At 49.5% G+C, this 12,400-nt stretch carries 9 protein-coding genes; 4 read left to right on the top strand and 5 right to left on the bottom strand.

The features are described from left to right. Positions 1 to 679: 679 nt before the first annotated feature. The gene (locus tag NFHSH190041_RS01835) at positions 680 to 1,645 is read right to left on the bottom strand and encodes a LysR family transcriptional regulator (protein WP_261923627.1); all 966 of its coding nucleotides are present in this window, start codon (positions 1,643 to 1,645) and stop codon (positions 680 to 682) included. Between the two features lie 572 nt (positions 1,646 to 2,217). On the opposite strand from NFHSH190041_RS01835, the gene menD reads away from it, so the two are divergent. Genes menD through menE form a run of 4 tightly spaced genes read left to right on the top strand, consistent with a single transcriptional unit; the run spans position 2,218 to position 7,328 of the window. Further along, a complete protein-coding gene (gene menD / locus NFHSH190041_RS01830) occupies positions 2,218 to 3,933 on the top strand; it encodes a 2-succinyl-5-enolpyruvyl-6-hydroxy-3-cyclohexene-1-carboxylic-acid synthase (protein WP_261923626.1) in 1,716 nt (571 codons plus the stop codon). After that, positions 3,930 to 4,823 carry a 2-succinyl-6-hydroxy-2,4-cyclohexadiene-1-carboxylate synthase gene (gene menH / locus NFHSH190041_RS01825; protein ID WP_261923625.1) on the top strand — a complete coding sequence of 298 codons (894 nt, stop codon included), beginning with the start codon at positions 3,930 to 3,932 and terminating at the stop codon, positions 4,821 to 4,823. Before menD ends, menH begins: the two co-directional genes overlap by 4 nt. Next, a complete protein-coding gene (gene menC, locus NFHSH190041_RS01820; RefSeq protein WP_261923624.1) occupies positions 4,816 to 5,916 on the top strand; it encodes an o-succinylbenzoate synthase in 1,101 nt (366 codons plus the stop codon). The genes menH and menC overlap by 8 nt, the downstream gene beginning before the upstream one ends. Next, the gene (gene menE / locus NFHSH190041_RS01815; RefSeq protein ID WP_261923623.1) at positions 5,907 to 7,328 is read left to right on the top strand and encodes an o-succinylbenzoate--CoA ligase; all 1,422 of its coding nucleotides are present in this window, start codon (positions 5,907 to 5,909) and stop codon (positions 7,326 to 7,328) included. Before menC ends, menE begins: the two co-directional genes overlap by 10 nt. Before the next feature lie 81 nt (positions 7,329 to 7,409). Here the strand turns inward: menE and rpoH are convergent, their stop codons facing one another. The 4 genes from rpoH to ftsY all read right to left on the bottom strand — a co-directional run bounded on the left by rpoH (position 7,410) and on the right by ftsY (position 12,340). Beyond that, positions 7,410 to 8,270, bottom strand: coding sequence for an RNA polymerase sigma factor RpoH (rpoH, locus tag NFHSH190041_RS01810; protein WP_261923622.1), 861 nt, complete (start codon positions 8,268 to 8,270; stop codon positions 7,410 to 7,412). A gap of 264 nt (positions 8,271 to 8,534) precedes the next feature. Then, entirely contained in the window at positions 8,535 to 9,497 is a 963-nt protein-coding gene (gene ftsX / locus NFHSH190041_RS01805) for a permease-like cell division protein FtsX (RefSeq protein WP_261923621.1), read from the bottom strand. Positions 9,498 to 9,506: 9 nt separating this feature from the next. Next, entirely contained in the window at positions 9,507 to 10,187 is a 681-nt protein-coding gene (gene ftsE / locus NFHSH190041_RS01800) for a cell division ATP-binding protein FtsE (protein ID WP_261923620.1), read from the bottom strand. Between the two features lie 11 nt (positions 10,188 to 10,198). Beyond that, complete coding sequence (gene ftsY, locus NFHSH190041_RS01795) at positions 10,199 to 12,340, bottom strand: signal recognition particle-docking protein FtsY (RefSeq protein WP_261923619.1); 2,142 nt, start codon at positions 12,338 to 12,340, stop codon at positions 10,199 to 10,201. Positions 12,341 to 12,400: the final 60 nt, after the last annotated feature.

Raw genomic sequence — 12,400 nt, 5'->3', positions numbered from 1 at the left:
TTTCTACTGCGTTATCGGCTTATCAGGTAGCGCAACTACCTATCAAAGCCTCTGCCTTGTATAAAGCATCCTCAAATCGCTGCAAAAACAAACTTGAAACGTCAACAGCCCCTAAGAGTATGAGTGATACTGAATCAAGCATATGGCAACACCAATCGATGATGGTACTCACACCGTGGCGATATGCTCGCCACGCATTATGCCCAACTGAGCAAATAATCACCACCCAAGGCAAGCTGCCATGCCTAACAAGCCCCAGTGTGGTATCAGGATCAACTCCCTATCAACTCACCACGGAATCCCTCTGTGTGGTTAGCCATGCGTGTGCCACAGCTGTCAGCGAAGGTGATTAATTAGCCTATTATTTTGCATCTAGAATAGATGTTTAAACACACTTTGTTGTCATAAATGCAATTATCGCGATAATAATTCTCAAAACTGCGAAAATGATTCATTTATTCAACACCTGACGCATTGAAAATACAATTTAGCAGCATTTGTTGAATCCTTATTATTTTCGCGGCAATGTTCCCATAAAACCCGAAACTATGAGCGGAAACAAAAAGCCGGAAATTAATATCCATCAGCATAGATATCATTTTCCGGTCACCAGAGATAAATGAAATTAATCCATATATTGAAATATCAATACAACTGACAATTTCACCATATAACTCACTTAACCAACCTTATTTGTTACCTGCTCAATAATATAATTCTTTATTGCTGAAATAAGTAATGGTGGAATTTTTTCCCGCCGATCATGCCGACAAATAAAAGCGTATTTAGGCGTAGGAGCCTTCTCATGTAATAGCTCAAATTCATGCTGAGAAAGCCTCTCGGCCTTTATTCCTGGGAAACGGGACATAAACTCAGCCGCACATCCTGCGCCTAAAAAAGACACCCCATCTGAATCCAATAAGCTCTCCAATAAGGTCGCCAATGAGGTCGTCCGCTGAGCAACTTTCAGGGGGATACTGTGCTCACGGCAATACACTTCTAATGGGTCAACATCATCATTAAAGCCAGGAACCTGGGTCACAACATAGGGATATTTAGCGATATTTTCCAATGATAAATCAGACTGCCATACAGGGTGCTCCTGAGAAGCGACCAAATAAACCAATTCCCCTTTAGTGATAGTATCCATACTAATCATCGATACCCCCTGTTTACTACATTCAGTAGTACGGGTGCATTCTCGGTGAGTAATCGCTATACACACATTTCCCTTGACCACATCTTCACATACCCCTCTTCGGGTAGCCTTAACGGCAAAAGATAAACCGGGATGTACCAGCTTCAGTGTCTTCTCCAGAAACTCGGGTAAACCAACAGAAAAGGTCGGTGGCACCGCAATGACACACTCCTTCACATCGAGGTTTCTGTCATTCATGCTAATCAACTCTTCGGTCAATTGAGCAATTTGATTAATCATAGGGTAAAGCTGATGGGCTCTGACTGTGGGGACAAAACCCGACTTTTTACGAATAAAAAGCGTGTCGGCATATAAATCTCTCAACCCAGCCAAATATCGGCTAACTTTGGACTGAGAAATACCATACATCTCAGCAACCAGCCGTGCGCTCCCTGTTTCATAAATCGACTTAAATATAAAGAGTGATCTTACTTCCTGATCCAACATACTCGACTGCCACTTTATTATTAATATTATTTAATCGATTGATAGCATAGCCAATTTTCCCTGAGGGTAAAATTAAATTTTATAAAAATGCATCTCCAAATATAAAAATATATTTGTTTATATTTGAAACAACGGCATCAGTTCACAAATCAGAAACATCTTTATTCCCTTATTTATTGAAAACTTTACTATCCTCTCAGATAAGACGTATAAATTCAGAATAACGTGATCTATATCAACATATTCAAGCAAGAGCGCCTTATTGGGCGTCACTGGTAATAAAAAACTGCCGTAGAAGCTGTTACCGGTAAAAGCGCTACTCGTATTGACTCGTATCAGGATAGATGTGACATCCTCGGCACATCTCATCCACTCAGTATCCGGCCCTGTTAGTCGGATGCGCTTGGGCAATAGTCCGTGATTTCCCTGCAAGGTCCGCGCTCTTCATCAGGTGCGGGCCTTTTTTAATTCGTGGTTAGTCAAAATCGGGTTAAAATCCCACTCCATTCAAGCTACTGTTAATCCATAACCGCTCAGGATTGGCATTCCGACTTTTTTAATGGTAATCATCTATGCAAAGTGATCAGATCGCCGAGCTGAACCTGCTCTGGGGTTCATTAATTCTGGAAGAATTAGCCCGTTTGGGAGTACAGCATGTCTGTATGGCCCCTGGCTCCCGCTCCACACCACTGACACTGGCCGCCTCTAAGCAGAACAAACTAAAGCAACATCTACATTTTGACGAACGCGGGCTTGGCTTTATGGCCATGGGGCTGGCCAAAGCCAGTCGCGCCCCCGTTGCCATTATCACAACCTCCGGCACGGCGGTAGCCAACCTCTACCCCGCTATCGTCGAAGCTTGGTTAACCCATGTACCTCTGATTGTACTTTCTGGTGATCGGCCGCCAGAATTATTGGAATGTGGTGCGAATCAAGCCATCATCCAGCCGGGAATTTTTGCCGGTTATGCCAGACAGATGAACCTGCCAACGCCAGATATTCATATTGCTCCCCAAGCCCTACTCAGCGCATTGGATGACACAGTAGCCAATCAATTCCAGCCGCTGCATATCAACTGTATGTACCGCGAACCCCTCTACCCCAGAGACATTCAGGCCGATGACTTTAGCGACTACCTGCAGCCACTGCGTCAATGGCAACAAAGCTGTGAGCCTTGGAATCAAATCGCAACATGTCAGCCTCAAGCATTACCGCTTGCCAGCCAGTGCCAGCAATTTGCCGAGAAAAAAGGGGTCATTATTGCCGGTATGCTGTCACCGGAAGAGGATCCACAACAGCTACTGCAACTGAGCCAACAACTCGGCTGGCCACTACTAACCGACGCCCAATGTCAGCTGCGCCAACACCCTGGTGTAATTGGTCATATTGATCAGCTATTGCAAAGCCCTGCCGCACAAAAGATCCTCAACCAAGCTGAGCATGTTCTGTTACTCGGTGGCAGACTGCTGTCCAAACGGTTAATCAGTTATTTAGCAGAACATCACTGGCAACAATACTGGCAACTGCTGCCACATCAGCAACGGCTAGACCCTAGCCATAACAGTAAACAACTGTTTCTGGGTAGCATAAATGATCTGACCGGCCTGACTTGGCCAACCTCATCAGTCCAACACGGCTGGGCCGATGGCCTGATTGCGCTCAATCGCACCCTAGAGCAGGGCTTTGTGCAACACATTGATCAAGGCGAATTCGGAGAAGCGCAGGTTATCCGCGCAATTGCGGCTGATGGCATTCAGCAGCAATTATTTATTGGTAACAGCCTACCGGTGCGACTGTTTGATATGTTTGCGCCAAGCCGCACTCAGCCATGTGACACTTATACCAATCGAGGGGCATCAGGTATTGATGGTCTGTTGGCCACCGCCTGTGGGGTAGCCGCCCATGCAGACAAAGCCACCACCCTGATTATCGGAGACCTATCTCAATTACATGATCTCAACTCTATGGCCATCGCCGCCCATGCAAGCGGACCATTGGCTATTGTGGTGCTCAATAATGATGGCGGCAATATTTTCAATCTCTTGCCCGTACCTAATGAAACGCTGCGGGATCAATATTACCGTCTCAGTCACGGATTGGAGTTTGCTGGCGCCGCCGCCATGTTCAACCGCCCCTATAAACGGGTGACTGATATCAACAGCTTCCACCAAGCATACCGTGATGCCATGAGTTACCCAGGCGCATCAGTCATTGAAGTCAGAGTCGCGCCAACGCAGGCCAGCGATCAAATCGCTACCATCGGCCACTGGGTGAGGCAATTGGCATGACCCCTCTGTCGCTGTCATGTCATGGTGACAGTCAGCTGCCACCCTTGGTATTGCTGCACGGTTTTCTCGGTAGCCAATCAGACTGGCAGCCTCTGCTGCCATATCTAACAAAGCAGTTTTATTGTGTTTGTATTGATTTACCCGGCCATGGCGGCAGTGCCGCAATCGAGCTGCCTGTGCCAGGATTTTCCCGCACCTGTCAGTTAATACGTGACACCCTAGCACAGCTTGGTATACATAGATTTCATCTACTGGGATACTCACTGGGTGGGCGAATTGCCCTACATTTAGCAGATGAGCTGAATCAGCAACAGCCCGGCGCGTTGCTCAGCCTCGGGTTGGAATCCTGCCATCCTGGGCTGCAAACCGAGAATGATATTCTCGCCAGGCAACATAACGACACGGCTTGGGCTGATAAACTGGCGCAACTACCACTGACTGAATTTCTGCCGCTATGGTACCGTCAAGGAGTCTTTGCTGAGTTGAGCGAAAATGCCCGGGCAGCATTAGTAGAAAAACGTCGCCACGCAAACCGTCTTGGGCTGCTGAACTGTTACCGCGCCACCTCGCTAGCGCTGCAGCAGGATTTACGTGGAGTACCAGCTCAGATGTCAGGCCGCTGCTATTTCCTTGCCGGACAACAGGACAGCAAATTTTCTGCTCTGGCCCAGCGTTGGCAGCAGCAACAGCCATTACGATGCATCGCCATCCCTGATGCCGGGCACAATATCCATCTCGTCAACCCCACAGCAATGGCCGCCGCGCTGATTGAGGAAGCAGCCTTGAGCCAAGAATCAGCCTTGAGCCCGGCACCAGCTCTAAATGAGCATCCCTCCCAAGCGAATACCCCGTCGCCACAGCGTCATAAACCGGACAAACGTCATGAATAAACCACAGCAAGCACAGGTAGCAGACACTGACACCATTACTGCAATAGCCCTGTATCAATATGCTATTGACCTAATGCCTCTGTTACCTGTGGCAGGGCAACGTATCAATACCCGCCACGGCTTGCTACTCAGCATCAACACCGCTACCAGTCAGGCATATACTGAAATCGCTCCTTTGTCCGGCAACGATATCAACGGCGTCCCCTTAACCGGCTTTAGCCATGAATCTCTCACGCAGACCATTGACTACCTGCGTCATCATTTACCCGCGCTTATCGGGCAGTCACTGGATGCACTGACACTCTTAGCCGATACCTGCCCGCTGCCAGCAGCTGCATTGGGGTTAAGCCTTAATCAGGCAAAACTCACTGGTCTATTAACAACGCGCCCAAGCCTGATTGCGCCCTCTTTTCGCCCCGTGCCACTCATCTACAGCCCCGCAGGCCAGTCCGTATCAGCAGCGGATATACACCACCAACTGGCGCAATACGCCAGCAACGATCCGGCACTATGCTGCCAAGCCGTTAAGATCAAAGTGGGAAAACTGCCGCCAGAAGATGAAATAGCTCTGATTTACCGCGTACTTTCAGTTAATCCAACATTGAAGATCCGGTTGGATGCCAACCGGGCATGGACATTGACACAAGCGATTGATTTCTGTGCGGCGCTACCGTTAGATGCCATTGATTATATTGAAGAGCCATGCCAAAACCCGCAGGACAATCCAACGCTGTACCAAAGCTTGGGGATACATTACGCCCTAGATGAAAGCCTAAATGATCCCAATTACCATTTTTCAGTCACCCCAGGTCTAACGGCATTGGTGATCAAGCCTATGCTCTGTGGCTCACTCAACCGGCTGGCCAATCTGGTGCAACAAGCCCATGAACAGGGCGTGCGCTGCATACTGAGCTCGGCACTGGAAACATCACTTGGTATTAGTGATATCCGAATGCTGGCGGCATTACTGACCCCGGACGAAGCGCCGGGGCTAGATACTCTTAACGCCTTCAGCCACAGCCTGATCCAACCCTTCGGCCATAAACCCTGTTTAAGCCCTGATGTTCTGGAATTACTACTGCAATGTCACTGAAATCCACTAACCATACCCCATCCCCCCTGCACCAAATGGCGGCGCAGCATCCTAACTTGGCAGCACTACAAGACTGTCATGGCAGCATAGATTACGCTAACTTCAGTCAGCAGGTATTAACGCTGGGAACGCATTTGCGTCAAGCAGGTCTGCAATCCGGTGACATTCTGGCCATTATCAGTGAAAACAGTGCCGAGATGATCCGGCTTTATTGGGCCTGTATCGACTGCGGCATTTTATTCTGTCCCATTTCGCCCCGTTTTCCCGAGTCGCAAATTCGCACATTGATGCAGCGTCATCAAATCCAAACGTATTCTCTGCAACCTAGCATCGACATGTCTCTGCCAGGACAGGCACTAACGCCATTAGACATAACAACCGACGCCACTGTCGTCACTGCGCCACAACAAGCGCCACAGGTAAATCCAAATAATCTGAGTAATATTATTTTTACCTCTGGCTCCAGTGGCACCCCCAAGGCTGCGCTGCATCGTTTACGTCAGCACATTGCCAGCGCCACTGGCTCCACCTCTTTAATTCAGCTTCAACCTGGCGATCATTGGCTACTTTCCCTGCCCCTTTTCCACATAGGTGGTTTAGCCATTCTTAACCGCTGCGCGTTGGCTGGAGCATGTGTGGTATTAAGCCGGGGACGTGATGCATTAGCCGAGCAACTACAGCAAGATAACATTACCCATGTGTCCCTCGTGGCGACCCAATTACAACGGCTATTACAGGACTTCCCCTCCTGCCTTGCCAGCTTAAAAGCGCTGTTATTAGGCGGTGGCGCAATCAGTCAACCACTACTGGATAAACTCGGTGAGCAAGGTATTGCCAGTTTTACCAGCTATGGTATGACAGAAATGGCTTCGCAAATTACCACTGGCCCAGCCAGAGCCGATGGCAGTAGCGGCACACTGCTGCCGGGCAGGGAGTTATGTCTTCGTGATGGCGTTATCTGGGTTCGGGGCGACACCCTGTTTGCTGGCTATCTCAGTGATAAGGGTATTGAGCCGATGCGAGATGAGCAAGGCTGGTTCTGCACCAAAGACTGTGGGTTTTGGGATGACGCAGGTCGACTGCATATCACCGGCCGCAGTGACAATATGTTTGTCTGTGGCGGGGAAAATCTTCAGCCAGAAGAGGTAGAAGCCGTACTAAAACAGCTTCCCGGGGTGGAAGATGCTCTGGTTTTTGCGCTGCCAGATCCTGAATTTGGTCATTTGCCAGCAGCAATTATCCGCGGGGTAATACCCAAGCCAGATATGGCGGCGACATATATCGGCCAGCACATCGCCAGATTCAAACGCCCGCGCCGCTATTTCCCTTGGCCGGAAGATATCAGCCAAACCGGCCTGAAGATCAACCGCAAAGCTGTCATTGCCGCCGTTCAGCGCCAATTTCAATTATAACTGGCTTTTGTTACCCCTTGTTTGAACGGCAGAAAACACAAAGCCCGCCTAGTGCGGGCTTTGTTGAAAAAGACGTAACGATTACAGGCTCATCTGCAGCTTAAGCTTGTTCATGGCATTTTTTTCCAATTGCCGGATCCGCTCAGCAGAAACCTGATATTTCTCTGCCAACTCTTGCAATGTTGCCTTGTTTTCATCCAGCCAACGGGTCTGCAAAATATACTGGCTGCGATCATCCAAGGTTTTAATCGCAGCAAACAAGCGAGCTTGGGCATCATTTTCCCAATTATCATGCTCTACTTGCGCAGCTAAATCTGAAGCTTGGTCTTCTAAATACAACGCCGGGGCATAATCCCCCATGTCATCATCATGGTCACTGGCCAGATCAAAAGCGGGATCTTGCGCCGCCATGCGGGACTCCATCTCGGTCACATCTTCTTTCGATACCCCGAGGTTTTCCGCCACCATAGAGACTTCATCATCGGTGAACCACCCAAGACGCTTCTTCGCTTTACGCAAGTTAAAAAACAGTTTACGCTGAGCTTTAGTGGTTGCCACTTTAACAATGCGCCAGTTTTTCAGCACATATTCATGGATCTCAGCTTTAATCCAATGCACGGCAAAAGACACCAGCCGCACCCCAACATCCGGATCAAAGCGTTTCACCGCTTTCATCAAACCGATATTGCCTTCTTGGATCAGATCCGCCTGAGGCAAACCATAACCGGCATAACCTTTAGCAACGTGTACAACAAATCTTAAATGGGACATTACCAGCATTTTTGCCGCCTGCAGGTCCCCGGTTTCCTGCAAACGCTTGGCAAAACGATACTCTTCCTCAGCATCCAGTACCGGAATACTGTTTACCGATTGGATATAAGCATCAAGACTGGCGCTTCCCTGAGGAACCATCAGTGCCATTGATTGCGTTTGTTCAGTCATGCAAGCTCCTGTAACACCTTAATTTACTTTGCTGAAAATTAAATTTGCTGTTTTTTGCAACAATTCTCAGCTGCTGAACTATCGACTAATTGACTTCGGCTGTCAACCTAAGGGGCGATACCTCAGCATAAAACCGCTTTCCCAGCCATGAACCCCACTTCATCTATGCCGCTAGCCATAGGGCAACGCCATCGATACAGCAGAAAAATAACCAAATAAAACATATTGTTATAATATATTTCATGGCATAGTTGCACCTTGCATTTAGGAAGGTTCAATCGCCCGAATATACTGGCGAACAGAAATATATGAACCCAGCCATCCCAGGCCAGACGCCATCAGTAATAATTCAATTAACTCACTGAAATCCAATGATTTCATCTCAATTTGGCTGCCGTACAACCCCAGCAGATTAGATAAAGCACCATCCAGGTACCAGACCAGCAGATTAATTATGATCCATGCCAATAAGCCGCCGATAATGCCATACCACACACCGGTATAAAGGAAGGGACGCTGAATAAAATTATCTGTTGCTCCCACGAGCTTCATCACTTCAATTTCATCCCTGCGGTTCATAATCGCTAGCCGTATGGTATTACCGATGACCAGCACGACGGCCAGCACCAATAACAGGGCCACAGCCGTTACCGTACGCTCCAATACATGTACCACCGCCTGTAGTCGCTCCAGCCATTCAATATCTAAGCGGCCAAAACTAACCTCAGGCTCCATCTGCAATTTCTGTAGTAATTGCTTGGCACGCACTGGCGTAGCATTGTCCTGGGTTGGCGTAACCATAACTACCGCGGGTAATGGATTTGAATCCAGATAAGATAACGCTTCGCCGAAACCAGACTGCGCCTGAAACTCTTTCAGCGCATCATCTCGGCTGATAAAGCTGACACTCTCCACTTCTGGGTAAACCTGCAAGCGGGTGATCAGGCTCTGAATCGCCCGATCTGATTGGCCGTCATGAATAAACAACGAAATCTGTGCCGCCCCGTTCCAGCTATGGGTGATAGTTTCTGCATTTTTCACCAGAACCTGCAGCGCCGCAGGTAAGCTCAAGCTGACCCCCAACACGGCCATGGTCATCACCGACGATACGGGATTGCGCCACAGCTCACCTAAGCTGGCCATCGCCTGCTGCACATGGCGGATAAAAAACATCACAATTCGGCCGGACAAAGGCAATTTACTGCGCTTTAATGTTGGCTGCGTCATATCTGTCCCTTACAAACCGGCGGAAGCCAGTTCATCGGCTCCCAACATCCGTCCCTGCTTCAATGTCAGGGTGCGGTATTTCATCCGGGCGATCAGCCCCAGATCATGGGTCGCGATCAGTACCGTGGTCCCTGCGTCATTGAAGGTTTCAAACAAACGCAGAATATCCATCGACAATTTGGGGTCCAGGTTACCTGTAGGCTCATCCGCCAACAGTAATGCCGGCTTATTGACGATAGCCCGGGCAATACCGACCCGCTGTTGCTCACCGCCAGACAACATCACAGGCGCATGTTTTTCCTTGCCATAGAGTCCAACCATATCCAGCGCCGCATGAACCCGTTTACGGATCTCGCCGAGCGAAAAGCCCTCAATCACCAGCGGCAAAGCCACATTGTCAAACACACTCTTATTCATCAATAAGTGATAGTTTTGAAAAATCATGCCGATATGCCGCCGCAACAGTGGCACCTGCGCCCGACTTAATTCACCGGCATTATATTGATCAATCCATACCTTACCGGCACTGGGACGCTCAATCACCGTCATCAGCTTGAGCAGGGTACTTTTACCGGCCCCTGAGTGACCGGTTAAGAATGCCATTTCGCCTTTTTTAAGATGAAAACTGATATCCGTCAGCGCCTTTTGCCCACCGGGATACACCTTGCTAACCTGCTCAAATCGAATCATGGCTGTCGCTCTCAGTGATTGTCCTGAGCCGTTTTATCTTGGCTAAATAGGGCATCAATAAAGTCTTTGGCATTAAATTGGCGCAGATCATCAATCTGTTCACCCACACCAATATAACGAATAGGAATACCGAACTTATCTGCAATGGCAAAGATCACCCCGCCTTTGGCAGTGCCATCAAGCTTGCTGATACTGATACCAGTCACACCCACTGCTTCTTGGAATAACTGTGCCTGACTGATGGCATTTTGGCCGGTACTGGCATCTAAGGTCAGCATCACTTCATGCGGCGCATCGGGATCCAATTTCTTCATCACCCGCACCACTTTTTTCAGCTCTTCCATCAGATGGCTCTTATTCTGCAAACGTCCAGCAGTATCAGCAATCAACACATCAACACCACGAGCCTTGGCAGCTTGCAATGCATCAAACAATACCGAGGCACTATCAGCTCCTGTGTGCTGGGCAATCACGGGAATATCATTACGCTGTCCCCATACCTGCAGCTGTTCTACCGCCGCGGCACGGAAAGTATCACCCGCAGCCAACATCACTGACTTACCATCACGCTGATATTGTTTGGCCAATTTACCTATGGTGGTGGTTTTACCCACGCCGTTAACCCCAACCATCAGGATCACGAAAGGCCCATTGGCATTTTCCGGTACCAAAGGCACATCCACTGGGGCCAGAGTATCCTGCATTTCCTGACGTAGCAGATCATACAGAGCTTCAGCATCTTTAAGTTGTTTGCGACTAGCATGTTCAGTCAGGCTATCGATCAAGCGAGTTGTTGTTTCTACACCCACATCAGCGATCAGCAGCTGCTCTTCCAACTCTTCAAACAGATCATCATCGATCTTTTTGCCCCGGAACAAACTCAAAAAACCGGAACCGATATTTTCGCTGGTGCGCATCAGACCGCGCTTTAACCGCGCAAAGAAACCTTCCTTAGCCGGTTTTGCCTGAGGTTCTGGCTGAGCCTCCGCCTGTTCAGCCGCCTGCGTTTCTGCAGCAAGGCGTTCTGCCTCAGCTTGTTCAGCCGCATGCTTTTCTGCAGCAAGGCGTTCTGCCTCAGCTTGTTCTGCTGCCAACTTTTCCGCTGCAAGACGTTCTGCTTCGGCTTGCTCCGCTGCCAGCTTTTCTGCTGCAAGGCGTGCTGCCTCAGCTTGCTCAGCCGCATGCTTTTCTGCTGCAAGACGTGCTACCTCGGCTTGCTCTACTGCTAACTTTTCCGCTGCAAGACGTGCTGCCTCAGCCTGTTCAGCCGCTAATTTTTCCGCAGCAAGACGTGCTGCTTCGGCTTGCTCCGCTGCCAATTTTTCTGCAGCAAGACGTGCAGCCTCAGCTTGCTCCGCTGCTAACTTTTCCGCAGCAAGGCGCTCTGCCTCAGCTTGTTCAGCCGCTAATTTTTCCGCAGCAAGGCGTTCTGCTTCGGCTTGCTCCGCTGCTAACTTTTCCGATGCAAGACGTGCTGCCTCAGCCTGTTCAGCCGCTAATTTTTCCGCAGCAAGGCGCTCTGCCTCAGCTTGTTCAGCCGCATGCTTTTCTGCAGCAAGGCGTGCTGCTTCGGCTTGCTCCGCTGCCCGCTTTTCCGCTGCCAGGCGTGCTGCCTCGGCTTGTTCAGCCACTAATCTTTCCACTTCCGCTTGCTTTGCAGCTAGCAGTTCTGCAGCTAAACGCTCTGCTTCAGCTTGATCTGCAGCCTGTTTTTCTGCAGCAAGACGTTCCGCTTCGGCTTGCTCTGCTGCCAATCTTTCTTCAGCAAGACGTGCTGCTTCAGCTTGCTCTGCTGCCAACTTTTCCGCAGCAAGACGTTCTGCTTCAGCTTGCTCTTCTGCCAGCTTTTCTGCTGCAAAACGTTCTGCCTCAGCTTGCTCTGCTGCCAGCTTTTCCGCAGCACGACGTTCTGCTTCGGCTTGCTCCGCTGCCAGCTTTTCCGCAGCAAGACGGTCTGCCTCAGCTTGTTCAGCCGCTAATTTTTCCGCAGCAAGACGTTCAGCTTCGGCCTGCTCTGCGGCTTGTTTTTCTGCTTCAGCTTGCTCTGCCGCTAGACGCTCGGCCTCTGCCTGCTGGGCTGCCAATTCCGCGGCATTATCATCTTGTTTGGATTTATCTCTGCGGAACCAGGAAAAGAAACCTTTTTTTGCCATGTGTGCTACCAGTCTTGGTTAGATTAATTGTTGATGGATCGCCCGCGGGGCAGATTCAGA

Source organism: Shewanella sp. NFH-SH190041 (assembly GCF_024363255.1).
Lineage (GTDB): Bacteria > Pseudomonadota > Gammaproteobacteria > Enterobacterales > Shewanellaceae > Shewanella.
The sequence above is the reverse complement of the archived record's forward strand: the minus strand, read 5'-3'. Positions and strand labels throughout refer to the sequence as shown.

Coding starts and splice junctions, on each gene's coding strand:
- menE (WP_261923623.1), top strand. CDS start 5,907: ATGTCACTGAAATCCACTAACCATACCCCATCCCCCCTGCACCAAATG.
- NFHSH190041_RS01835 (WP_261923627.1), bottom strand. CDS start 1,645: ATGTTGGATCAGGAAGTAAGATCACTCTTTATATTTAAGTCGATTTAT.
- rpoH (WP_261923622.1), bottom strand. CDS start 8,270: ATGACTGAACAAACGCAATCAATGGCACTGATGGTTCCTCAGGGAAGC.
- menH (WP_261923625.1), top strand. CDS start 3,930: ATGACCCCTCTGTCGCTGTCATGTCATGGTGACAGTCAGCTGCCACCC.
- ftsX (WP_261923621.1), bottom strand. CDS start 9,497: ATGACGCAGCCAACATTAAAGCGCAGTAAATTGCCTTTGTCCGGCCGA.
- ftsY (WP_261923619.1), bottom strand. CDS start 12,340: ATGGCAAAAAAAGGTTTCTTTTCCTGGTTCCGCAGAGATAAATCCAAA.
- ftsE (WP_261923620.1), bottom strand. CDS start 10,187: ATGATTCGATTTGAGCAGGTTAGCAAGGTGTATCCCGGTGGGCAAAAG.
- menC (WP_261923624.1), top strand. CDS start 4,816: ATGAATAAACCACAGCAAGCACAGGTAGCAGACACTGACACCATTACT.
- menD (WP_261923626.1), top strand. CDS start 2,218: ATGCAAAGTGATCAGATCGCCGAGCTGAACCTGCTCTGGGGTTCATTA.